The 22708-nt window shown below is 68.2% G+C and carries 22 protein-coding genes; 13 read left to right on the top strand and 9 right to left on the bottom strand.

Going from position 1 to position 22708, the window contains the following annotated elements:
- Positions 1-32 precede the first annotated feature (32 nt).
- A complete protein-coding gene (locus ACWDSI_RS18115; protein WP_449745096.1) occupies positions 33-527 on the bottom strand; it encodes a PPOX class F420-dependent oxidoreductase in 495 nt (164 codons plus the stop codon).
- Positions 528-590: 63 nt separating this feature from the next.
- The gene (locus ACWDSI_RS18110) at positions 591-1328 is read right to left on the bottom strand and encodes an IclR family transcriptional regulator (protein ID WP_449745095.1); all 738 of its coding nucleotides are present in this window, start codon (positions 1326-1328) and stop codon (positions 591-593) included.
- Between the two features lie 103 nt (positions 1329-1431).
- On the opposite strand from ACWDSI_RS18110, the gene leuC reads away from it, so the two are divergent.
- From leuC to ACWDSI_RS18095, 3 genes are all read left to right on the top strand, one after another.
- Positions 1432-2847, top strand: a complete 1416-nt coding sequence (gene leuC, locus ACWDSI_RS18105) for a 3-isopropylmalate dehydratase large subunit (RefSeq protein ID WP_449745094.1) — start codon at positions 1432-1434, stop codon at positions 2845-2847.
- 38 nt (positions 2848-2885) lie between these two features.
- Positions 2886-3479 (top strand): 3-isopropylmalate dehydratase small subunit, encoded by a 594-nt coding sequence (gene leuD, locus ACWDSI_RS18100; protein WP_449745093.1) that lies wholly within the window; start codon positions 2886-2888, stop codon positions 3477-3479.
- Positions 3480-3655: 176 nt separating this feature from the next.
- Positions 3656-4291 (top strand): HU family DNA-binding protein, encoded by a 636-nt coding sequence (locus tag ACWDSI_RS18095; RefSeq protein WP_449757353.1) that lies wholly within the window; start codon positions 3656-3658, stop codon positions 4289-4291.
- Between the two features lie 84 nt (positions 4292-4375).
- Here ACWDSI_RS18095 and ACWDSI_RS18090 read toward each other — a convergent pair whose 3' ends face one another.
- Genes ACWDSI_RS18090 through cofC form a run of 3 tightly spaced genes read right to left on the bottom strand, consistent with a single transcriptional unit; the run spans position 4376 to position 8273 of the window.
- The gene (locus ACWDSI_RS18090; RefSeq protein ID WP_449757352.1) at positions 4376-5308 is read right to left on the bottom strand and encodes an NUDIX hydrolase; all 933 of its coding nucleotides are present in this window, start codon (positions 5306-5308) and stop codon (positions 4376-4378) included.
- A gap of 60 nt (positions 5309-5368) precedes the next feature.
- Positions 5369-7570 carry an RNA degradosome polyphosphate kinase gene (locus ACWDSI_RS18085; protein ID WP_449745090.1) on the bottom strand — a complete coding sequence of 734 codons (2202 nt, stop codon included), beginning with the start codon at positions 7568-7570 and terminating at the stop codon, positions 5369-5371.
- 7 nt (positions 7571-7577) lie between these two features.
- The gene (gene cofC, locus ACWDSI_RS18080) at positions 7578-8273 is read right to left on the bottom strand and encodes a 2-phospho-L-lactate guanylyltransferase (RefSeq protein ID WP_449757351.1); all 696 of its coding nucleotides are present in this window, start codon (positions 8271-8273) and stop codon (positions 7578-7580) included.
- Positions 8274-8463: 190 nt separating this feature from the next.
- On the opposite strand from cofC, the gene ACWDSI_RS18075 reads away from it, so the two are divergent.
- Complete coding sequence (locus ACWDSI_RS18075; protein WP_449757350.1) at positions 8464-9471, top strand: NAD(P)H-dependent glycerol-3-phosphate dehydrogenase; 1008 nt, start codon at positions 8464-8466, stop codon at positions 9469-9471.
- Between the two features lie 15 nt (positions 9472-9486).
- Here the strand turns inward: ACWDSI_RS18075 and ACWDSI_RS18070 are convergent, their stop codons facing one another.
- Positions 9487-10083, bottom strand: coding sequence for a DUF3515 domain-containing protein (locus ACWDSI_RS18070; protein WP_449757349.1), 597 nt, complete (start codon positions 10081-10083; stop codon positions 9487-9489).
- Between the two features lie 54 nt (positions 10084-10137).
- Positions 10138-10383 carry an Lrp/AsnC ligand binding domain-containing protein gene (locus tag ACWDSI_RS18065; protein WP_449757348.1) on the bottom strand — a complete coding sequence of 82 codons (246 nt, stop codon included), beginning with the start codon at positions 10381-10383 and terminating at the stop codon, positions 10138-10140.
- Positions 10384-10584: 201 nt separating this feature from the next.
- Here ACWDSI_RS18065 and thiL point away from each other — a divergent pair, with 201 nt between their 5' ends.
- The 3 genes from thiL to ACWDSI_RS18050 are packed head-to-tail and all read left to right on the top strand — an operon-like array spanning position 10585 to position 12872.
- A complete protein-coding gene (thiL, locus tag ACWDSI_RS18060; protein WP_449757347.1) occupies positions 10585-11658 on the top strand; it encodes a thiamine-phosphate kinase in 1074 nt (357 codons plus the stop codon).
- A 12-nt stretch (positions 11659-11670) separates the two neighbouring features.
- Positions 11671-12192, top strand: a complete 522-nt coding sequence (locus ACWDSI_RS18055) for a gamma carbonic anhydrase family protein (RefSeq protein WP_449745084.1) — start codon at positions 11671-11673, stop codon at positions 12190-12192.
- Positions 12189-12872: a uracil-DNA glycosylase gene (locus ACWDSI_RS18050; protein WP_449745083.1), complete on the top strand. Its 684-nt coding sequence runs from the start codon at positions 12189-12191 to the stop codon at positions 12870-12872. Before ACWDSI_RS18055 ends, ACWDSI_RS18050 begins: the two co-directional genes overlap by 4 nt.
- A gap of 35 nt (positions 12873-12907) precedes the next feature.
- Here ACWDSI_RS18050 and ACWDSI_RS18045 read toward each other — a convergent pair whose 3' ends face one another.
- Positions 12908-13711 (bottom strand): enoyl-CoA hydratase/isomerase family protein, encoded by an 804-nt coding sequence (locus ACWDSI_RS18045; protein WP_449745082.1) that lies wholly within the window; start codon positions 13709-13711, stop codon positions 12908-12910.
- Between the two features lie 86 nt (positions 13712-13797).
- Positions 13798-13989, bottom strand: a complete 192-nt coding sequence (rpmB, locus tag ACWDSI_RS18040; protein ID WP_449745081.1) for a 50S ribosomal protein L28 — start codon at positions 13987-13989, stop codon at positions 13798-13800.
- Between the two features lie 220 nt (positions 13990-14209).
- Between rpmB and ACWDSI_RS18035 the strand changes: the two genes are divergently transcribed.
- The 6 genes from ACWDSI_RS18035 to ACWDSI_RS18010 all read left to right on the top strand — a co-directional run bounded on the left by ACWDSI_RS18035 (position 14210) and on the right by ACWDSI_RS18010 (position 22697).
- Positions 14210-15874 carry a DAK2 domain-containing protein gene (locus ACWDSI_RS18035; protein WP_449745080.1) on the top strand — a complete coding sequence of 555 codons (1665 nt, stop codon included), beginning with the start codon at positions 14210-14212 and terminating at the stop codon, positions 15872-15874.
- A complete protein-coding gene (gene recG / locus ACWDSI_RS18030) occupies positions 15874-18132 on the top strand; it encodes an ATP-dependent DNA helicase RecG (protein WP_449745079.1) in 2259 nt (752 codons plus the stop codon). Before ACWDSI_RS18035 ends, recG begins: the two co-directional genes overlap by 1 nt.
- 82 nt (positions 18133-18214) lie before the next feature.
- On the top strand, positions 18215-18973 hold the full coding sequence (locus ACWDSI_RS18025) for an HNH endonuclease family protein (RefSeq protein WP_449745078.1): 759 nt from the start codon (positions 18215-18217) through the stop codon (positions 18971-18973).
- A 96-nt stretch (positions 18974-19069) separates the two neighbouring features.
- Positions 19070-20356: a glutamate-5-semialdehyde dehydrogenase gene (locus tag ACWDSI_RS18020; RefSeq protein ID WP_449757346.1), complete on the top strand. Its 1287-nt coding sequence runs from the start codon at positions 19070-19072 to the stop codon at positions 20354-20356.
- A complete protein-coding gene (locus ACWDSI_RS18015) occupies positions 20353-21264 on the top strand; it encodes an AAA family ATPase (RefSeq protein ID WP_449757345.1) in 912 nt (303 codons plus the stop codon). The genes ACWDSI_RS18020 and ACWDSI_RS18015 overlap by 4 nt, the downstream gene beginning before the upstream one ends.
- Positions 21264-22697 carry a vWA domain-containing protein gene (locus ACWDSI_RS18010; RefSeq protein WP_449757344.1) on the top strand — a complete coding sequence of 478 codons (1434 nt, stop codon included), beginning with the start codon at positions 21264-21266 and terminating at the stop codon, positions 22695-22697. Before ACWDSI_RS18015 ends, ACWDSI_RS18010 begins: the two co-directional genes overlap by 1 nt.
- The last annotated feature ends 11 nt before the right edge of the window (positions 22698-22708 follow it).

The following is a 22708-nucleotide window of genomic DNA, read 5'->3' as shown; positions in this document are numbered from 1 at the left end:
ACCCGGCCCCGCACGATTTGCGTTGCGGTCGCTCAGGCCGGTGCGGTGTTGCCGGCAACCGGCATGTCGGGCAGTCCGAGTTTGCGGTGGTCCCAGGAACGGACCCGCTCGGGTACCAGTCGGATCGCCACACGCTTGTTCATCATCTGCTCGACGAGTGGACGCGCCTCCTCGGTGTACGGCGCGGTGTAGCGCTCCCAGACACTGATTCCCACGCGTAGGCACGTGTCGGCGTCCTCGAGGATCTCCCCGGTGCCCTCGAAGGCCACGCCGCGCAGGGTGCCGTATGTGTCGCCATCCTCGATGAGTACCGAGCACCGTGGATTGCGACGCAGATTGACCGCCTTCTGTGATTTCGCCTTGGTCTCGAACCAGATGGCGTCGTCGACGACGCCGTACCACATGGCGACGAGGTGGATACTGCCGTCGGGCCCGGAGGTGGCCAGGGTGGCGGTGCGGCTGCGGGCCACGAAATCGGCAATCTCGTTGTCCGTCATCACGATCTGTTGACGCTGGTTGGTTCCCATGCAGACGACGCTAACCGACACCGGACCGGCTCCGGTGTGCATCACGGCGATTCGTATCCGCCTTCAGCCCTGCGTGGTGGAGACCAGCCGCTTGTGGATGGCGTCGGCCGCGGCGAGAAGGTCGGCCGCCCACCGGGCTCCGGGTCGGCGACCCATCCGATCGATGGGCCCCGACACCGAGATGGCGGCCACGACCTCACCCTCGCCGTCGCGCAGCGGTGCCGACACACTGGCCACGCCCGCGGCGCGCTCGCCGGCGCTCTGCGCCCATCCTCGGCGCCGGATCTCGTGCAGTGCCCGCTCGCTGAACACGCTGTCGTGCAGCAGCGCTCGCTGGGTGGCGGGCTCTGCCCAGGCCAGCAACACCTTCGCGGCCGACCCGGCGTTCATCGGGAAGCGGGTGCCCACGGGCACGGTGTCACGCAGTCCGGTCGGCGGTTCCATCGCCGCGATGCAGACGCGTTCGGCTCCCTCACGGCGATATACCTGAACGGATTCGCCCGTGATCTCCCGCAGCCGCGGCAGCACCATCAGCGATGCCTCGCGAACGGAATCGTGCGCCGACGCCGCGAGCTCACCGAGTGCGGGCCCCGGATACCATCGCCCGGCCGCATTGCGCGCGAGCAAGCGGTGGACCTCGAGCCCCACGGCGAGCCGATGGGCGGTGGCCCTCGGCAGATCGGTGCGTTCACACAGCTCGGTGAGATTGGCCGGCGCCTCGGCGATGGCCCGGAGCACGCTCACCGATTTGTCGAGGACGCCGATTCCGCTGAGCGTCTCGGATGCGCTATCCTTTCCCATAGGACGATATTAGCGTTCCAAATAGTGAGATGCACGCGATTGATTTCGCGTCCCGGTGCCACCAGCCACGTGCCGGGTCTTGTCGAGTCGGAGTAAATGCACCATGAGCAACGCCACCACGCCACGTACTCTCGCCCAGAAGGTCTGGGACGACCACGTGGTTGTCCGCGGCACAGCGGGCGATCCGGACCTGATCTACATCGACCTGCACCTCGTGCACGAGGTGACCAGCCCGCAGGCCTTCGAAGGACTGCGGCTCGCGGGACGCGAGGTGCGCCGACCCGATCTCACGATCGCCACCGAGGATCACAACGTGCCTACCCTCAACACCAATCTGTTGATCGCCGACCCGGTGTCGCGAACCCAGGTGGACACGTTGCGCCGCAACTGCGCCGAGTTCGGCATCCGTCTGCACCCGATGGGTGACACCGAACAGGGCATCGTGCACGTCGTCGGTCCGCAGCTCGGTCTCACCCAGCCCGGGACGACCGTCGTCTGCGGCGACAGCCACACCTCTACGCACGGCGCGTTCGGCGCACTGGCCATGGGTATCGGCACCTCCGAGGTGGAGCATGTACTGGCCACGCAGACGTTGTCGTTGCGTCCGTTCAAGACGATGGCGATCACCGTCGACGGCGACCTGCCCCCGGGCGTCACGAGCAAGGACCTGATCCTCGCGGTGATCGCGAAGATCGGCACCGGCGGTGGTCAGGGCTACGTGCTGGAGTACCGCGGCAGCGCCATCGAGAAGCTGTCGATGGAGGCCCGAATGACCATCTGCAACATGTCGATCGAGGCGGGGGCGCGAGCCGGCATGATCGCTCCCGATGAGACCACCTTCGAGTTCCTCAGGGGCAGGCCCAATGCGCCGACCGGCGCCGACTGGGATGCCGCGGTGGCGTACTGGACCTCGCTGCGCACCGACGAGGACGCGCAGTTCGACGACGAGGTGCACATCGACGCGTCGTCGCTCAGCCCGTTCGTGACGTGGGGCACCAATCCCGGTCAGGGCGCGCCGCTGTCGGCCACGGTGCCCGATCCCGCCGATTTCGGTGACGAGTCGGCGTCGACGTCGGCGGCGAAGGCACTCGAGTACATGGACCTCACCCCGGGAATGCCGCTGCGCGACATAGCCGTCGACACGGTGTTCGTCGGGTCGTGCACCAACGGCCGGATCGAGGATCTGCGCGCGGTGGCCGAGATCCTCGACGGGCGCACCATCGCCGACGGCGTCCGGATGCTGGTGGTGCCCGGCTCGATGAGGGTGCGGGCACAGGCCGACGAAGAAGGTCTCGGCGAGATCTTCACCGCCGCAGGCGCCGAATGGCGGCAGGCGGGCTGCTCGATGTGCCTCGGGATGAACCCCGACCAGCTCGCGCCGGGGGAGCGATGCGCATCCACCTCCAACCGCAACTTCGAGGGCAGGCAGGGCAAGGGCGGCCGCACCCATCTCGTGTCGCCGGCGGTGGCCGCGGCCACCGCGCTCCGCGGCACACTTTCCTCGCCGGCAGATCTCTGACGACTCGCATTCGCTTCGTACACCAAGGAGTTGAGGTAATGGAACCCTTCATCACCCACACCGGTATCGGCGTCCCGCTGCGGCGCAGCAACATCGACACCGACCAGATCATCCCCGCCGTCTATCTCAAGCGGGTCACCCGGACAGGCTTCGAGGACGGACTCTTCGCGGGCTGGCGAACCGATCCCGACTTCATTCTCAATGCCGAACCGTGGAGCCACGGCTCGGTTCTGGTGGCGGGCCCCGACTTCGGCACCGGCTCGTCGCGCGAGCACGCCGTGTGGGCGCTGTCAGACTTCGGATTTCGTGTCGTCATCTCTTCCCGGTTCGCCGACATCTTCCGCGGGAACGCGGGCAAGGCCGGCCTGGTGGCCGCACAGGTGGAGCAGTCCGACGTCGAATTGCTCTGGAAGCGACTCGAGGAACAGCCCGGTCTGGAATTGACGGTCAGTCTTGCCGATAAGACGGTGACGGCGGGAGACCTCGTGGTGCCGTTGGCAATTGACGACTACACCAGATGGCGTCTGATGGAAGGTCTCGACGACATCGGCCTGACATTACGCCAGGTAGAAGCCATTTCTGAGTTCGAGTCGAGCCGCCCGTCGTGGAAGCCGGTCACTCTGCCATACTGAGCCGCGTCACCTTTTCGGCCTCTCGGCCGACCGCCCGGAACGTCCTAGAGCCCACACAGGATTCGACACACGTTCCGCTAATTGGCGTGGAAGATGGAACTTTTCGTGTTTGACGTTTACCGTGTGGTGTTAGCTGACCCGACAAGTGGGCCAGAACAGCTTGCGGAGGTTTTCCAATGAACAAAGCAGAGCTCATCGATGAGCTGACAAAGAAGCTCGACGCCGATCGCAAGACCGTCACCGAGGCGGTGGAGCAGGTCGTCGACACGATCGTCCGCGCGGTCCACAAGGGCGAGAGCGTCACCATCACCGGCTTCGGTGTGTTCGAGAAGCGCCGCCGCGCACCGCGCGTCGCCCGCAACCCGCGCACGGGCGAGACGGTGAAGGTCCGTGCGACCTCGGTCCCGGCCTTCCGTCCGGGCGCGCAGTTCAAGGCGGTCGTGTCCGGTAAGCAGAAGCTCACCGCGTCCGGCCCGGCGGTCAAGCGCGGCAGCGGAGCCGCTGCACCGGCGAAGAAGACCACCGCCGCCAAGAAGGCGGCACCGGCCAAGAAGACCACGGCGGCCAAGAAGACCACCGCCACAAAGGCGCCGGCGAAGAAGACCACCGCCGCCAAGAAGACGACGGCACCGGCCAAGAAGACCACGGCGGCCAAGAAGACCGCCCCGGCGAAGAAGACCACCGCCACAAAGGCGCCGGCGAAGAAGACCACCGCCGCCAAGAAGACGGCGGCACCGGCCAAGAAGACCACGGCGGCCAAGAAGACCGCCCCGGCGAAGAAGACGGCCGCCAAGAAGACGACTCGTCGCTGACCCGGCACCCAACCCCTCTCACCCCCCGACGGTCTTCCCCCGTCGGGGGGTGAGGTGTATTCGGGGACTCTTCGCGCACTGCGCTCAGGAGCCGACGCCGGTGTCCGTCCCGGGCAGTGGGCTGTCGATGTAGTCGGCACTGAGGAGTGTGCCGCCGCTGGTGCAGATCACCCAGATGCTGGCCTTCCGGGTGCGGGCAGCGGGCAGCGTGAGGTCGTCGCGCGCCGACCACCACTCCATCACCGGTGGAATCACCTTGCCCTGACTGCACACTGCGCGAATCACCCGACCCGGGCCCCCGCTCGTGCCGGCGAGTTCACGCAGTCGGTCGCGCGCCGCATCCGGATCGACCTTGTATGCCTCTTCCGACAGTGTCGGTTCCACTTGTATCGGCACCGCCAGTTCGGCGGCCGTGGGTTCGAGTGTCTGGACACAGCGTGTGCGGTCGGCGCTGTGCAGTTCGGTGACGCCGAAGGCGGTGAGCAGCGCGACAAGTGCTCGTGCCTGTTGGTCACCCGTCGAATCGAGTGGGCGCAGCCGGTCGTCGCCGGCGAAACCCGACCGACTGCCGGCGCGCGCGTGCCGAACCAGCAGCATGACGTCGAGATCCGCGCGGAGCCGGACGAACTCGCGGACGATGTCCTTGTCCTGCCGATAACTGAGCCGCGCGAGGCCCGCCTCGACACTCACCCACTCCATCACGTCGACCTCGTGGTTCGGCGCGAAATCACCGCCGACTGCGCGTGCCGACCAGTACCGGACATGCTTGCGGCCGTTGCCGACGTCGTAATGGACGTCACGCAGGTGACGGCCGAGATGCGCGTGATAGCCGGTCTCCTCGGCGATTTCGCGCACCGCCGTGGAGATCAGTGTTTCGCCGGACTCGATCTTGCCCTTGGGAAGGGTCCAGTCGTCGTAACGGGGGCGGTGGATGAGGCCGATCTCGACGTCACCGGCAGCGGTCAACCGCCACAGCACACCGCCGGCGGCCCAGATCGTCTTCGTCGTCTTCGACATCGGTGCCGATCCTAAGAGGTCGAGGTTACCGATCGGGTACCGGAATCGGTCACCGTGGTGTCAGGCGCCGGCATTGCGACGACGGTTGCGACGCATCATCTGCCGCTGGTGATCGCGCACCTCTTCCCCCGCAGCCGGAGACGCCAGCCACGTGCCGTCGGATTGCAGTACCCAACACCGTGTTCGGGGGTCGAGTGCCGAGGTGAAGATGTCGGCGAGTTCACCGGTCAACCGCTCGTCGCGCACACGGACCATCACCTCGACCCGACGGTCGAGATTCCGGTGCATCATGTCGGCGCTGCCGATCCAGTACTCGTCCTGCGCACCGAAGTGGAAGATCCGGGAGTGTTCGAGGAACTGCCCGAGAATCGACCGCACGTGAATGTTGTCACTGACCCCGGGCATCCCGGGCCGCAGCGCACAGATTCCGCGGACGACGATCTCGACCGGAACACCGTTCTGGGATGCCCGGTAGAGCGCGTCGATCACCTGCTCGTCGACAAGGGCGTTGGCCTTCAACTGCACCCGCGCTCGGCTGTCGCCGGCATGCCGCAACTCGATCTCACGATCGATCCGCTCGATGATCCCCGACCGAATGCCGTGCGGCGCCACCAGAATGTTGCGGTACTCCCGTTTGCGCGAATACCCGGTCAGCGTGTTGAACAGATCGGTGAGATCCGCGCCGACGTCGGGAGCGGCCGTCAACAGGCCGACGTCCTCGTAGAGTCGCGCGGTCTTGGGATTGTAGTTGCCCGTGCCGATGTGGCAGTAGCGACGGATCGTCGACCCTTCGCGGCGCACCACCAGACACGTCTTGCAGTGGGTTTTGAGTCCGACGAGGCCGTAGACGACGTGCACCCCGGCCTGCTCGAGTTGCCGGGCCCACTTGATGTTGGCCTGTTCGTCGAAGCGGGCCTTGATCTCCACCAGTGCGACAACCTGTTTGCCCGCCTCGGCCGCGTCGATCAGCGCGTTGACGATCGGGGAGTCGCCCGACGTGCGGTACAGGGTTTGTTTGATCGCGAGGACCTGCGGATCTGCGGCGGCCTGCTCGATGAAACGCTGGACGCTCGTGGAGAACGAGTCGTAGGGATGATGAACGAGCACATCGCCTTCGCGCAGTGTCGAGAAGACACTCTTCGGTGTCTCGCGTTCACCGAACGCCGGATGCGTTGCCGGCACGAAGGGCCGGTCCTTGAGGTGCGGGCGGTCGAGCGCGTTGACCTCGAACAGCGAGGACAGGTCCAGCAATCCGGGGACCTGAATGACGTCGGCGGGGTTGACGTCGAGTTCACGCAGCAACAGTTCGAGCATGTGGTCGCTCATGTCGTCGGCCACCTCGAGTCGCACCGGCGAGCCGAACCGACGCCGGGCCAACTCCCGCTCGAGTGCCTGCAACAAGTCCTCGTCGCGGTCCTCCTCGACCTCGAAGTCGGCGTTGCGGGTGATCCGGAACGCATGGTGCTCAACGATTTCCATGCCCGGGAACAGGTGCTCGAGATTGGCGGCGATCAACGTCTCCATCGGCAGGAAGAAGACCTCGTAGTGACCCTTGCTGTCGGGTTCGGAGGTGTGCGGCAGCAAGCGGTCGACGCGCACGAACCGGTTGACGTTGTCGGGCACCTTGACACGGGCGAAGTGTTCGCCACCCTCGTGTGCGTCCTTGACGGTGACCGCCAGGTTCAGGCTCAGCCCGCTGATGTACGGGAACGGGTGTGCCGGGTCCACGGCGAGTGGAGTCAGCACCGGGAATACCTCCTCGTGGAAGTACTCGACCATTCGGTGCTTCTGCCGGTCGGTCAGATCTGACCAGGAGACGACGTGAATTCCGTTGTCCGCCAAGGCTGGACGTACCGAATCGAGGAACACCCGGGCGTGCCGGTCGGCGAGGGTCTGGGTGCGGCCGGCGATGCGCAGCAACTGTTCACGCGGCGAGAGGCCGTCGGCGGAGCGCACCGACAGACCCGTCTCGTCACGACGTTTGAGCCCGGCGACGCGAACCATGAAGAACTCGTCGAGATTCGAGGCGAAGATGGCAAGGAACTTGGCGCGCTCGAGCAGCGGAATCGAGGTGTCCTCGGCGAGGGCCAGCACCCGTGAATTGAAGTCCAGCCAACTGAGTTCGCGATTGAGATACCGATCCTCGGGGAGGTCGGCCGATTCGTCCGGGGTCAGCGTGGCCGCCGGCGGCGCGCCGGGAATCGCTCCCACGGGTTGTGTGGTGGGTGCCGGAGGGGTGGCGGTGTCGTCGGCTGGGCTCACCCTGCCATCATGACGCATCGGCCTGGGTACCGACACCGGTGGCCGCGCCCGGCCGCCCCGCACCGGCCACCGAGATGGCTGCGATGCGTGTGCGTGGGCCCACGCCCAGTCGCATCGCCGCGCGCAGATCGTCCACGGTGTCGACGTCGGTGCGGACATCGGGCCATCGCGTGCCCTGCGGGTCGAGTTCGGTGGCACCGCCGTTGCGGTGCGCGGCAGCCGAATCCGTCCCGAAGCGGGGCAACTCGTCGATCGCGATGGGACGCAGCAACAGTGCGGTACCCGCACCGGAACGGTCGGCGACGATCGACTGTGTGTCGGGTGCCGCTGCTTCGATGATCTGCCGCAGACTGTGCGGTGCCGCGGCGGGCAGGTCCGCCTGGATCATCAGTGCCATACCGGCCACCGGCCAGAGCGCGCGCGCGTGCGCGGCCCCCTGCGCGTACGCGGCGTTGAGTCCGCCCCCGCTGATGTCCTCGGGTATCGGACGTGCACCGGCGCGCGCCGCGAGTTCGCGGACGGTTTCGTCCGGGCTGACCACGACGATCCGGTCGACGCCTGCCGCGAGGAGTGCGGCGATGGTGTCGGCGAGCATCGCGAGCACCAGTTCTGCGCGACCCGACGGTGGGCCGGGGATGACGGCCAGACGGGTCTTGGCGTCGCGGAGGTCTTTGACGGCGAGCACCGCGACCACGTCCGTCACAGCCACACCGCGTGCCTGCTGCGACGGGCGCGCCGAGTGGCTGGCGCTGCACGGCACGGTCATCTGTTCATGATGGCCCATCACGACCGGGTGGGTCGATCGGCGTGGGTTGTGGGTGCAAACGGCCGGAACGCGATGTGTCGCGAGTTACTGTGAGGAGGCCAACAGTTGGATCGGCGAAAGGATCGATGTGCGTGCGGTGGTGATGGGTGCCGGTTCGTGGGGTACGACGATCGCGAAGGTGCTGACCGACGCCGGGACCGAAACCGTCATCTGGGCGCGCCACAACGATGTGGCCGAGGAGATCAACGGCGAGCACACCAACGCCACGTACCTGCCCGGAATCACGCTGCCCACACAGATCACCGCGACGGCCGTGGCGGTGGATGCCTTGACCGGCGCGGACATCGTGGTGTGTGCGATACCGTCCCAGGCGCTGCGCGAGAATCTCGCGCAGTGGCGTGAGCACCTCCAACCCGACGCGTCGCTGATCTCACTGGCGAAGGGCATCGAGACGTCCACCCTGATGCGGATGAGCCAGGTCATCGCCGAGGTCACCGAGGTGTCCGGCGATCGGATCGCGGTGCTCTCCGGCCCCAACCTCGCCCGTGAGATTGCCGAGGGCCAGCCCGCGGCCACCGTGATCGCCTGCACCGACATCGACCGGGCCACGACGCTGCAGGGTGCCTTCAGGACCGGCTATTTCCGGCCGTACACCAACACCGACGTGATCGGCTGCGAGATCGGTGGCGCCGCCAAGAACGTCATCGCGCTCGCCTGCGGCATGGCAAGCGGTGTCGGATTCGGACAGAACACCCTCGCCACGATCATCACCCGCGGACTCGCCGAGGTCATCCGGCTGGGCACCGCGATGGGTGCCGAGATCGAAACGATGGCCGGTCTCGCCGGAATCGGCGACCTGGTGGCCACCTGCTCGTCGCCGCTGTCACGCAACCGCACTTTCGGGGCGCGGCTCGGGGAGGGCGCCACTCTGGAGGAGGCACAGGCGGCAACCAACGGCCAGGTGGCCGAGGGAGTCAAGTCGTGCACGTCGGTACGTGCGCTGGCCGAAAAGCACCACGTCGAGATGCCACTCACCGAGGCGGTCGACAAGGTCTGCCACTCCGGCCTGTCGGTGTCCGACGCGATCAGCTCACTGCTGGGGCGCCGGTCCAAGCCCGAGGTCTACCGGGACTGACCCGTCCGGACCGGGTCAGCCAAAATCGAGCGGCCCGCGCGGCAGGGTGCGTTCGATGACTGCCGAGACGTCGGTGATCGGTCCGTTGCCGGCGTTGGCCGGAACCCAGATCGCCACGTAGGGACGATGATCCACGCACACGAAGGCCTGTCCGCTGCCTTCGACCGAATCGGTGATGAACCATTGCACCGGGTTGACCACCTGCAGGTTGCTGGTGGCCGACAGATCCGACGGACGCGACACCCCGCACCGTACGATCACCGGACCGCCGTCGCCGGCGGCGGACCACGTGGCCTGATTCCCGGACACCTTCTTCTGCCCGAAACCCTCGAACGACGCCGGCAACGCAGCGAGGAACTTGCCGCATTCCGGAGCGGCCGAGGACTCGGTGGCATACGAATCGACCGGGGTGGTCGGGGTGTCGGGACGCATCGCCGCGAACACGATGAACCCGACGATCACCATCACCGGGATCGTGACCAGGGTTGCGATCAGTGCCGGGCTGAGCCGGGGCCCGGTGTCGTAATCGGCGTGATCGCCCGCTGCCGACTCGGGATCGTTCTGATCGTTGTCGTCACGATCGTGCTGATCGTCGGGGCCGGATGAGGTCACGACGAACACCCTAGGACATCGGGCATCCGGGCCGTCGACGGTGTCAACGGGCGATCAGTGACCGGCCGTGACCACCGGGCAGGTGAGGGTGCGGGTGATGCCGTCGACCTTCTGGATCTGCGGGACCACGTCGTCGGTGAGATGTGTGGCGTCGGCGGCCTCGACGCGGACGATGACGTCATAAGGTCCGCTGACCTCTTCGGATGAGGCGACGCCCGAGATCTCCGCAATGGTCGCCGCCGCCAACGCGGCCCGTCCGACCTCGGTCTGGATCAGTATGTATGCCTGAACCACGGCCATCCTCTCGTGTCTGCCTCATCGCGTGCCGGGCTGTCGGCGCCACGTCGGTGCCGCCCGACTCGCGTCGTGCCGCGCACCCGGCCCCGGTGAACCGGCGCCGTCGAGAGGCGACGTGGTTACTCGGGAAACCAATACACTGTGGCACACATTGTCACCGACAACCGGGTGCGAGCGCGACTCAGGGCGAGCGAGGGAGCTGATTTGGCCACCGGCGACGAGGTCGGGACGGAGCGCACGACGGCCGAATGGCCCGGCGGCACCGTCGGTGATCTGGGCGAACGACGAATGATTGCGCTGTTCACCGCCGCCGCCGGCGGCGAGGACGATGCGCGCGGCGACATCGTGATCGGCTCCGGCGACGACGCAGCGGTCTTCGACGCCGCCGGTCCCACGGTCATCAGCACCGACACCGCCGTCGAGGGACGCCACTTCCGGTTCGACTGGTCCTCACCGCAGCAGGTCGGGGCCCGGGTGGTGGTGCAAAGTGCCGCCGACATCGCTGCGATGGGTGCCCGCACCGTCGGTGTGGTGGTGTCGATCGGCTGCCCGTCGAGCACCCCGGCGCAGACCGTTCTCGATCTCAACGCGGGCATCGTCGGTGCCGCGCACCGTCTCGGCGCCCGGGTGCTCGGCGGCGACCTGGTGGAGGCCGGCGAGATGGTGCTCACCGTCACCTCGGTCGGCGCGCTCGACGGGCTGGAGCCGGTGGCCCTCGGCGGCGCCCGGTCCGGAGACGTGGTGGCCGTCAGCGGTCCGTTGGGTGCGGGTGCGGCAGGTCTGGCGGTGCTCGAGGCGGCCGAGCGCCGGGGGCCGTCGGCGGGTGCCGACCTGCTCGACCGCCACGCCGAGGTCGTCGCCGCCCATCGGTTGCCCGATCCGGACCTCGGCGCCGGTCCCGTCGCGGCCCGTGCCGGGGCGCACGCGATGACCGACATCTCCGACGGCCTCGTCGAAGAACTGCTCACCGTGGCGGCCGCGTCGCGGGTGCTGCTGTCGGTGGATTCCGCGGCGGTGCCGCGCACGCCCGCCACCGGTCGGGCGGCAGCCGAGCTCGGCGCCGACGAACGCCGGTGGGCTCTCACCGGCGGTGAGGATCACCACCTGCTCGCGACCTTCGCGCCAACCGGGCCGCCGCCGGGGTGGACGGTGATCGGCGAGGTCGGGGCCGGCACGCGGCCCGGTGGTGAGGTGTGGGTCGACGGAACACCCTTGGCCGGACTGTCCGGTTGGCAGTCGTTCGGGCGGCCGGTCGACGAGGGCGGCGGGGCATCCTGATTAGATCGACGCATGGCGATCTACGCTCTGGGCGACCGTGAACCCGTGCTCGGGCGCGATGTCTACGTCCACCCCGATGCCACCGTGATCGGCGCGGTCACCCTCGGCGACGGAGCGTCGGTGTGGCCGGGTGCGGTGCTGCGCGGTGATTACGGCACCATCACCATCGGCCGTTGCACGAACATCCAGGACGGCACCGTGATCCACTGCACGCCGATCGATCCGACCGTGATCGGTACCGGATGCGTGGTGGGCCACAACGCCCACATCGAGGGGTCGACGATCGGTGACGACTGCCTGATCGCGTCGGGGGCGGTGGTGCTCAACGGGTCCCGAGTGGGTGACGGCGCCGTGGTGGGGGCCGGCGCGGTGGTGCCGTTCGGGTTCGAGGTGCCCGCCCGCCGGATGGCGCTCGGGGTGCCCGCACGGATTCGCGAGGGGTTCGAGGTCACGTCGGGACATGTCGACCTCAACGTGGAGATGTACCACCAGAATGCGTTGCACTACCGTGCGGAACTGCGGAGGCTCGATTGACCTCCGGACCACGACCGCTCGCCGAACTCGTCGACGCCGGGTGGGCGCAGGCGCTGGGGCCGGTGGCCGACAACGTGGCCGAGATGGGACAGTTCCTGCGCGCCGAGGTCGCCGCGGGCCGCGGCTACCTGCCCGCCGGAAAGAACGTGCTGCGCGCCTTCACCCAGCCCTTCGACGACGTGCGGGTGCTCATCGTCGGGCAGGATCCGTATCCCACCCCCGGTCACGCTGTGGGACTGAGTTTCTCGGTGTCGCCGGAGGTGTCGCCGATTCCGCGTTCGCTGACCAACATCTACACCGAATACTGCGCCGATCTCGGCTACCCGATGCCTACCACCGGCGATCTCACGCCGTGGGCAAGGGCGGGAGTGCTGCTGCTCAACAGGGTGCTCACGGTGACGCCGGGACAACCGGCATCTCATCGCGGCAAGGGTTGGGAGGCAGTGACCGAGTGCGCGATTCGCGCGCTCGCCGACCGCGACGAGCCGCTCGTGGCGATCCTGTGGGGACGTGACGCGGCGGGACTGCAGAAATGGATGCCCGACGTGCCCGCCGTCGTCTCCGCCCACCCGTCGCCGTTGTCGGCGAGTCGGGGCTTCTTCGGCTCGAGACCGTTCAGCCGGGCCAATACCGAGCTCGAGGATCTCGGCGGCGAACCGGTGGACTGGCGCCTGCCGTAGCGAGCCGTCTTTCCGGGATCACCGTCGTGCGCCGGTCACCCCCGCTCGCGGGCGGCCACGAAGTCGGGTGCGCGCTTCCCGATGAAGGCATCGACCCCTTCCATGCCCTCGGCAGTGCCGCTGGCCAGGGAGATCGCCGCGGCCTCGGCGGCCAGCTGATCCCGCAGTGTCGTCGTCGCCGACCGCGACAGCAGTGCACGGGTGGCGGTGATGCCGGCACGTGGCCCGGCGGCGAGCGTGCGGGCGACGTCGATCGCGGCCGTGTCGATCTCGTCGTCGGTGACCAGCCGGGACAGGATGCCCCATTCGAGTGCCTCTTCGGCTCCGATGATGCGGTCGGTGAGGATGATCTCGCGGGCACGTGCCGTACCCACCACCCGGGGCAGTGTCCATGTCATGCCGCCGTCGGGGGACAGGCCGATGCCCAGGTAGGCCGGCCGCAGCTTGGTGGACGGACCGCCCACGGAGACGTCGGCGTGCAGCACCAGACTCAGGCCGGCACCGGCGGCCCAGCCCTTGACCGCGGCGACGACGGGTCGTTCGGCTTCGAGCAATGCGGTGACGAACGAGTGAAACGTATCGGCCAGCTCACGCAGGAATGCCGGCCGGTGCGGCGCGTCGGCGAAGTCGCGGACGTTACCGCCCGCGCAGAAGTTGCGCCCCGACCCGGTGAGCAGGATCGCGCCGGCGTCGCGCTGACCGCAGGCGATCTCACGCAGCGCCGCCGTCCCGGACGCCAGTGCCCCGGCGTCGAGTGCGGATCCGGACGCGGCGTCGGAGACCGCGATGATGAGCAGGGAGCCTTGCCGGGTCACCCCGGGCGTCGTGACGGAGGTCATTGCGACACCCTAGTCGGCGCACACGAAAGACCCGACCCCGGCCCCGAGCGTGCGCTCGGTCGGGATCGGGTCGTGGTGCCCGGCGGTCAGGCCGAAGCGGTCTTACCGGCCTTCAGGCAGGAGGTGCAGACGTTCTTGCGGCGGCGATTGCCCGGGGCAACCTCGACGCGCACCGACTGGATGTTCGGGTTCCAGCGGCGATTGGTACGGCGGTGCGAGTGCGAAACGGACTTGCCGAAGCCCGGACCCTTGCCGCAGACGTCACAGACGGCAGCCATTGTCGAACTCCCTTGGTAGATGGAAATGTCTTCTGGGTTACGCCACGCCGCTCGCCGGACACCGCGACGCGGTGACAACGGCAGCAAGGCAACCCTGCAAGGATAGCGTTTGCCGGTGTCCACGGCCAAATCCCGACCTGTCGTTGCCGCCGAGTAATCTCGAACACACCTCGTGGCGGCCGCTCGACCGCCGGTGGATCTGAGCGAAAGGGGTCTGCGTATGGCGGCGCCCGGCACCGGGGTGGCACACGTGATGAACCCCCAGTTGCTGCGCGATTGGGCGCACGCCTGCGTGGACGGTCTCGAACTCGTGCGCGGCGAGATCAACGACCTCAACGTCTTTCCGATTCCCGACTCCGACACCGGCAGCAACATGGTCGCCACGATGCGCGCGGTGGTCGAGGCCCTCGACACCGTCCCGGCCCACGCCGACGCGGCGATGCTCGCGCGCGCGATGGCCGATGCCGCCGTGACCAACGCGCGTGGCAATTCCGGCATCATCATGTCGCAGGTCCTCGTCGGCGTCGCCGACGCGTGTGAACTGGCCGTCGGCAACGCGGCCATGACGTTCTCCCAGTTCGCCATCTCCGGTCTGCGCCTGGGGTCGCTGGCCGCAACCAGGGCGGTGAGCGATCCGCGGGAGGGCACCGTGCTCACCGTGCTCCGCGTGGCCGCGGAGACCGCGGCCGCGCACGCCGACGATCAACCCGCCGACCTCGCACGGACAATCGCCGACGAGGCGGCTGATGCGCTCGAACGCACGCCGGAGCAGTTGCCCGAACTTGCGTCGGCCGGCGTGGTGGACGCCGGCGGGCGCGGACTGCTGGTGATGCTCGACGCGATGGTCGGGGTGTTGACCGGCGTCACGCATCGCCGGCGTCGCTACCGCGGCATCCTGTCCGGCGGCGGCCACACCCGACTGCCCGACGAGGACAACTGCGACGACCCCGGTGACATGGATTTCGAGGTGATGTATCTGCTCTCCGAAGCCGCCGGCGACAGCATCGCGCACCTGAGGAGCCGGCTCGACGATCTCGGCGACGCCGTCGTGATCGTCGGTGACGGGTCGCCCGTCGGCGAGCGCTTCTCCGTGCACGTACACACCTGTGAACCCGGTGCTGCCGTGGAGGCGGGTATCGGTGTGGGCGTGATCACCGACATCCGGATAACCTGCTTCGCCCTCGATTCCATACGAGCGCAAGCGAATTCGACGGAACCGCCGCCGCGGCACAGACGTGCGGTGGTGGCCGTGGTGCGTGGCGACGGCGCCGCGGAACTCTTCGCCGACGCCGGGGCGGCCGTGCTGCGCGCCGACGCGGGCTTGACCCCGGCGGCGCTGGCCGAGGCCATTCGCGCCACGGATTCGGCGCACGTCGTGGTGATGGCCAACGGGGCGCTGACCTCACAGGATCTGGTGACCGTTGCCGCACAGGTGCGCTCGGCGCAGCGCTCGGTGGTGTCGCTGCCGACCTCGTCGATGGCGCAGTGCCTGGCCGCCCTCGCGGTGCACGATCCGTCCGAACCGGCCGACGCCGACGCCTACGCGATGGCCGAGGCGGCGGCAGGAGCGCGGTGGGGATCGTTGCAGGTCGCCCACGAGAAGATCATGACCCTGGCGGGCACCTCCGAGGTCGGGGACATCCTGGGCCTGATCGGTTCGGACGTGCTGGTGATCGCGCCCGATCAGACCACCGCGATGGTGTCACTGGTGGATCTGATGCTCGCCACCGGCGGCGAGATGGTCACCGCGCTCACCGGCGCGAACGTCGACGCGGCAGCAGTACAGGCGCTCGACGAGCACATGCACCGCACCTACCCCGGCGTGGAACTGGCGGTCTACGAGACGGGGCAGGCCGACGACCTCGTTCAGCTGGGTATCGAATAGTGGTCGCGCTGTCGGACCCGCTCGTCGATGTGTTACCACCGGTGGCGGCCGCCGGACTGGCGTCACTGGGGGTGTCGACAGTGGGCGAACTGTTGCGGTACGCGCCCCGGCGGTACCTGCGGCACGGGCAGGCGTCCCCGGAAGAAACGCTCGTCGCGGGGGAATGGATCACCGTGGTGGGGCGGATCACCCGCGCCGACATGATCAGGATGCGTAAACGCTCCGGCAGTTTCCTGAAGGTCACCGTCTCCGACGGCAACCGCACCTACGACGTCACCTTCTTCAACCCACGCGCCATCAGGCGTGCGCTGACGCCCGGCGCCCGGGTGATGGTGGCCGGGACGGTGAAGTTCTACCATCAGCAGCCGCAGCTCACCCATCCCGAATGGGTGGTGCTCCCCGACGGCGACGTCGAGGTGGACCGGGTGGTGGGATCGGCGATGCTGGCCGAGATGTACGAACTCGAGGCCGAGATCACCGGGGCGAAGAGAACTCCCGAAGCCACGCGGCTCTCGGTGAGCTTCGATCGCGCGATCATTCCCATCTACCCGGCCAACCGGGAGATCCAGACCTGGGACATCTGGGGAACCATCCGACGCCTCCTCGACCAACTTCCGCCGCTGGCGGATCCGCTCACCGACGAGCAGCGGCATGCCCGCGGACTCGTCGGACTGCAGACCGCGATCGAATCGATCCACCTTCCCGACACCGAGGAGCAGATCGAGGCCGCTCGCACGCGACTGCGATTCGACGAGGCACTCGCGATTCAGGTGGTGCTGGCCCAGCGCAGGCTCGCCGGTCGTGCCGAGAACGCTCCGCGGTGCCCGCACGTGGCCGGAGGGCTCGAAGACCGTCTGCTGCAGCGATTACCGTTCTCGCTCACCGACGGTCAACGTGCCGTGGGTGTCGAGATCGGCGACGACCTCGACGCCACCGTGCCCATGAGTCGGCTGCTGCAGGGTGAGGTGGGTTCGGGTAAGACCCTCGTGTCGCTGCTCGCGATGCTGCGGGTGGTGGACAACGGTCATCAGTGCGCGATTCTCGCACCCACCGAAGTCCTTGCCGCGCAGCATCATCGAACGATCCGAACCATGCTCGGCGACCTCGGTACGGTGGGCGAGCTCGGCGCCGCCGACGGCGCGACCGGTGTTGCTCTGCTCACCGGATCGATGAAGACCAAGGGCAAACGAGAAACCCTGCTCGATGTGGTGACCGGCAAGGCGGGAATCGTGATCGGCACGCATGCTCTGCTCGAGGAGAACGTCGAGTTCTTCGACCTGGGCATGGTGGTGGTCGACGAACAGCACCGCTTCGGTGTCGAACAACGCGACGTACTGCGTGGCCGTGGCCGCGGCGACACCTCACCCCACTTCCTGGTGATGACCGCCACGCCGATCCCGCGGACGGTGGCGATGACCGCATTCGGCGACCTCGACACGTCGGTGCTCACCGAACTGCCGCGCGGCCGTCAGCCGATCACCACCCGCGTGGTGTCGTCGAAGAACGCTCGTTGGGTCGAACGGACGTGGCGCCGCGCCGCCGAGGAGGTCGACGCCGGACGACAGGTCTATGTGGTGTGTTCGCGTATCGGCGATACCGAACCACCCTCCCGCAGAAAGACTTCCGACGACGGGCCACCGGCCCCGGAGACCACATCGCTGCTCGACCAGTACGCCGAACTGGTCGCCGGACCGCTCGGCGCGTACCGCGTGGAGATGCTGCACGGCAGGATGCCCGGCGACGAGAAGAACGCAATCATGGACGCTTTCGGGCGCGGCGAGATCGACGTCCTGGTGTCCACCACCGTCATCGAGGTGGGCGTCGACGTGCCCAACGCGTCGATGATGGTCATCGTCGACGCCGACCGGTTCGGCGTCAGCCAGCTCCATCAGTTGCGTGGCCGCGTGGGCCGCGGCAGCCACCCCGGCCTGTGCCTGCTGATGACGGCGATGCCCGAGATCTCGCAGGCCGCGGCGCGCTTGACGGCCGTCGAATCGTCCACCGACGGATTCGAGTTGGCGCGCGTCGATCTGTTGCAGCGCCGCGAGGGAGATCTGCTGGGTTCGCTGCAGTCCGGTGGGGTGTCGTCGCTGCAGTACCTGTCGCTGCTCGACGACGCCGACGTCATCGCCGATGCGCGTGAGCTCGCCGAACGGATCGTCGACGAGGACATCACGCTGGTCGATCACCGGCCCGTCGCCGACCTCGTCGACTCCATTCTCGTGCCGCGCAAGGTGCGTTACCTCGACAAGTCCTGACGCCGGCGCAAGTCCCGACGTGTGCGCGGAACCCGTCGCGATGCCGCCGCGTCGGACTGTTCGGGCCACGAATGGGGGAGCGATGCTCGCGGAGACATGTCGGGTGCTGCGCTACCGGCTTCGTGGTCGATGGCATCACCGGTCGCGCAGCGAGTGGCCGCTGCGTCGGTGGCTGGTGGTCACGGCGGGCGTGGCCACCGCGGTCGGGGTGGCGGGCGGCACGCTGCGTGATGCGCGGCCCGCCGATCACACGCACCTGGCTGCGCTCGCCGCCTCGACCCTGCGCGTCCTGGTGACGGTGCCGGTGGTCGACGGGCGGCACCGCCGCGACGACTACGAGCGCACGGCCTTCGGCTCACCGTGGACCGACGCGACCGATGTCGCCGACTCCGACAACGGCTGCGACACCCGAAACGACATCCTGACCCGCGACCTCTCCGACACCCGATCGGGTCCGGTGGCCAGTTGTCCGCACGCCGTGCTCGCCGGTGAACTGCGCAGCCCTTACACCGGTGCGGTGGTGATCTTCCGCCGCGACCGGCGTGCCACCGCGATCCAGATCGACCACATCGTCCCGCTCGCCTTCGCCTGGGACATGGGCGCTTTCGCGTGGCCACCAGCCCGGCGGGCCGACCTCGCCAACGATCCGGCCAACCTCGTCGCCGTCGACGGGGATTCCAATCAGGACAAGAGTGACAGCGAGCCGGGGCGCTGGATGCCGCCCAATACCGGATTCCACTGCCAGTACGCCATTCAGTTCGTCGACGTGCTCACGGCATACGGCCTGCAGGTGGATCGCTCGTCTCGCGACGTGCTGACGCGGGCCCTGCAGCAATGCTGACGACACAATGCTGACGACTCAGGGACTTGGGTGCCGCACCGCCACGGACGTAGGCTGGTCCGGATGCCCGTCGTGCATGCGAAGTGGAGGTTCCAGATGAGCGCACCCACCGTTCCCCCGTCCGTCGATCGCCCAGCAGGCGCCGACACCGAACAGGTGGTCCACGACCTGGCCAAGGCCGCCCGTTCGGCCTCGCGCACGCTGTCGCGGATGTCCGCGGCAGCCAAGAACGAGGCGCTGCTGGCCGCTGCCGACGCCGTCGAGGCGGGGACCGAGTCGATCCTCGCTGCCAATGCCGACGACATCGCACGCGCCGAGGCCGCGGGTATCGAGGCCAGCCTTCTCGACCGGCTGCGACTGACGCCCGAACGGGTGGTCGGCATCGCCAACGGCCTGCGCCAGGTGGCCGCGCTGCCCGACCCCATCGGAGAACTCGTCTCCGGCAAGACCCTGCCCAACGGGCTGCGGCTGCGGCAGGTGCGGGTGCCCCTCGGGGTGGTCGGCATCGTCTACGAGGCGCGCCCCAACGTGACCGTCGACGCCTTCGGCATCGCATTCAAGTCCGGAAACGCGGTGCTGCTGCGCGGTTCGTCGTCGGCGGCGTCGTCGAACGCCGAACTGGTCCGCATTCTTCGCGAGGTACTCGGCGCGCGTGGCGTGCCCGTCGACGTGGTCGCGCTGCTGCCCACCGACGATCGCTCCAGCGTCACCGCGCTCATCCGCGCACGCGGCCTCGTCGACGTGGTGATCCCGCGCGGAGGAGCCGGCCTGATCAGCGCTGTGGTCGCCGACGCCACCGTCCCCACCATCGAGACCGGCACCGGCAACTGCCACATCTACGTGCACGCGCTCGCCGACATCGACGTCGCCACCCGCATCGTGCTCAACGCCAAGACCCGGCGGCCCAGCGTGTGCAACGCCGCCGAAACCGTCCTCGTCGACAAGGCGATCGCCGCCGACGCGGTGCCCAAGATCAGTCAGGCCCTGCAGGCGCAGGGTGTGGTGATCCACGGCGACGAACCCGGAATGGAACCGGCCACCGAAGCCGACTGGGCCGAGGAGTACCTGTCCATGGACATCGCGATGAAGGTGGTCGACGGTCTCGACGCCGCCGTCGCGCACATCGACACCTACGGCACCGGCCACACCGAGGCCATCGTCACCACCGACCTGCGCGCGGCCGAGGAGTTCACCGACCGCGTGGACGCGGCGGCCGTCATGGTCAACGCGTCGACCGCGTTCACCGACGGTGAGCAGTTCGGTTTCGGTGCCGAGATCGGCATCTCCACCCAGAAGCTGCATGCCCGGGGGCCCATGGGGCTCACCGAGCTGACCTCGACCAAGTGGCTGGCCTGGGGCGACGGCCAGATCCGTCCCGCGTGAGCGTCGACGCCGCGGGCACACCGCCCATCGTGCCGTCGTTCACCGGTGTGCCCGACGTGGTGGACCGGCTGCGCGCCACCGGGTACCTGCCCGACGACGCCACCGCCACCGCCACGTTTCTCGCTGATCGCCTCGGCAAACCGCTGCTGGTGGAGGGACCCGCCGGAGTGGGCAAGACCGAACTCGCGCGGGCGATCGCCGCGGCCACCGACGCGGAGCTGGTCCGGTTGCAGTGCTACGAGGGTATCGACGAGGCCCGGGCACTCTACGAGTGGAATCACGCCAAGCAGATCCTGCACATCCAGGCCACCGGCACGCGCGACTGGGCCGACGCCAAGACCGACATCTTCTCCGACGAGTTCCTGCTCCCGCGCCCGCTGTTGACCGCCATCACCCGCGAGGGACCGGCGGTGCTGCTCGTCGACGAGGTGGACAAGGCCGACGTCGACGTCGAGGGCCTGCTGCTGGAGGTGCTCAGTGACTTCGCCATCACGATCCCCGAGATGGGCACCGTGGTGGCCACCCGCCGGCCCGTGGTGATCCTGACGTCCAACGCGACGCGGGAACTGTCCGAGGCACTCAAGCGGCGTTGCCTGTACCTCTACATCGATTTCCCCGACGCCGCGCGTGAGAAGGAGATTCTCGCCTCGCGGGTGCCCGCGTTGCCCGACAAACTCAGCGCGGAACTGGTGCGCATCGTGGGTGTGCTGCGCACCCTCGACATCCGCAAGAAACCGTCGGTCGCCGAGACCATCGACTGGGCCAACACCCTGCTCGCACTCGGTGCCGGCGACAGCGGTGGACGGTCGGGACGTCTCGACGAGGGACTGATCGCCCGCACGCTGGGCGTGGTCCTCAAACACCGGCCCGACCTCAAGACGGCGGTCAAAGAACTCAAGCTCGGCTGATGGCCGCCGACGCCGGCGGCCCCGGCACCATCCCGTTGGTCGCGCACCTGACCGACTTCGTCGACGAACTGCGCCGCCGTGGGATCGTGGTCGGGCCGTCGGCGCTGATCGATGCCGCCCGCGCGGTCGAGGTGCTCGATCTGCTCGACCGGTCGAGCCTCCGTGAGGGTCTGGCCGCGACCCTGCTCGACGATCACCTCCACCGTGACACGTTCGATCGCCTCTTCGATCTGTGGTTTCCGGTGGCGATCGGGGCGCGCACCGGCGGCGACGGGCTGCCCCGCGGTGACGACGGCGAGATCGACATGTCGGCGCTCCGCGACATGCTTGCCGCGCTGTTGGCCGACGACTCGGCCGACAGCGATGGAAGACTGTCACGTGCGGTGGCGCAGGTGGTCGACGAACTCGGTCGCTATCAGTCGAGTAGGGGCGAGGCGTTCTCCGCCTACCAGGCGCTGTCGAGCGTCGACCCGCAAACGCTCATCGCCCGGATCGCCGCGGCCATGGCCGGCGGGAGCGGTGACGACCTGCGGGTGGGCGCCGACCCGACGTACCGGCGTGCCGCGCGCGAACGAGCCGGGCGGTTACGCACCGCGATCGAGGTCGAAACCCAGCGTCGGATGGCCGACCGTAACGGTCGTGACCGCGTCGGCGACTACGCCGTGCCGAAGTTGCCCGAGAACATCAAGTTCCTTTCCGCGGGAGCCAGGGATCTCGCCGAGATCCGGCGCACCATCGCCCCCCTCGCGAGGTTGCTGGCGTCGCGGCTCGAGGTGCGGCGGCGGCGGGCACACCGCGGCTCGGTGGACGTCCGTGCGACATTACGGGCGTCGATGTCCACCGGTGGGGTGCCCATCGAACTCAAGACGCGCGCACCGCGCCCCGGCAGACCGGAACTGATCATCATCTGCGACGTGTCGGGCTCGGTGTCGGGATTCTCCCAGTTCACTTTGCAACTCGTCTACGCCCTGCGTCAGCAGTTCTCCAAGGTCCGCGTGTTCGCGTTCGTCGACAGCGTCGACGAGGTGACCGATCACTTCGACTCCGGCGGCGACGACGGATTCGGCGGCGCCGACGTCGGGGCGGCGATGCACCGGATGCTGACCGGGGCGCGGCTGGTCACCCGCGACGGACACTCCGATTACGGTCACATGCTGCGCGGCTTCGTCGAGCAATACGCCGACTCGCTGACCCATCGCGGCGCACTCCTGATACTCGGTGACGCCCGCAACAACTATCACGACCCGCAGCTCGGTGCGTTGCGCGATCTCACCGAGCGGGCCCGTCACGCCTACTGGCTCAACCCGGAGGAACAAATCCTCTGGGGGAGCGGCGATTCGATTGCCGCCGACTACGCCGACGTCATCGACATGTTCGAATGCCGTAACGCCGCGCAATTGTCGGAGGTCATCGCCGACCTGCTCCCGGTGTGACCGACCGCGTA

Source organism: Gordonia sp. NPDC003429, from assembly GCF_053588575.1.
Note: the sequence above shows the minus strand (reverse complement) of the source record. Positions and strands in the feature narration are given on the sequence as shown.

Coding starts and splice junctions, on each gene's coding strand:
- leuC (WP_449745094.1), top strand. CDS start 1,432: ATGAGCAACGCCACCACGCCACGTACTCTCGCCCAGAAGGTCTGGGAC.
- ACWDSI_RS18065 (WP_449757348.1), bottom strand. CDS start 10,383: ATGGCCGTGGTTCAGGCATACATACTGATCCAGACCGAGGTCGGACGG.
- ACWDSI_RS18010 (WP_449757344.1), top strand. CDS start 21,264: ATGGCCGCCGACGCCGGCGGCCCCGGCACCATCCCGTTGGTCGCGCAC.
- ACWDSI_RS18035 (WP_449745080.1), top strand. CDS start 14,210: ATGGCGGCGCCCGGCACCGGGGTGGCACACGTGATGAACCCCCAGTTG.
- rpmB (WP_449745081.1), bottom strand. CDS start 13,989: ATGGCTGCCGTCTGTGACGTCTGCGGCAAGGGTCCGGGCTTCGGCAAG.
- ACWDSI_RS18090 (WP_449757352.1), bottom strand. CDS start 5,308: ATGTCGAAGACGACGAAGACGATCTGGGCCGCCGGCGGTGTGCTGTGG.
- ACWDSI_RS18020 (WP_449757346.1), top strand. CDS start 19,070: ATGAGCGCACCCACCGTTCCCCCGTCCGTCGATCGCCCAGCAGGCGCC.
- leuD (WP_449745093.1), top strand. CDS start 2,886: ATGGAACCCTTCATCACCCACACCGGTATCGGCGTCCCGCTGCGGCGC.
- ACWDSI_RS18025 (WP_449745078.1), top strand. CDS start 18,215: ATGCTCGCGGAGACATGTCGGGTGCTGCGCTACCGGCTTCGTGGTCGA.
- ACWDSI_RS18055 (WP_449745084.1), top strand. CDS start 11,671: ATGGCGATCTACGCTCTGGGCGACCGTGAACCCGTGCTCGGGCGCGAT.
- ACWDSI_RS18110 (WP_449745095.1), bottom strand. CDS start 1,328: ATGGGAAAGGATAGCGCATCCGAGACGCTCAGCGGAATCGGCGTCCTC.
- ACWDSI_RS18045 (WP_449745082.1), bottom strand. CDS start 13,711: ATGACCTCCGTCACGACGCCCGGGGTGACCCGGCAAGGCTCCCTGCTC.
- ACWDSI_RS18095 (WP_449757353.1), top strand. CDS start 3,656: ATGAACAAAGCAGAGCTCATCGATGAGCTGACAAAGAAGCTCGACGCC.
- ACWDSI_RS18115 (WP_449745096.1), bottom strand. CDS start 527: ATGGGAACCAACCAGCGTCAACAGATCGTGATGACGGACAACGAGATT.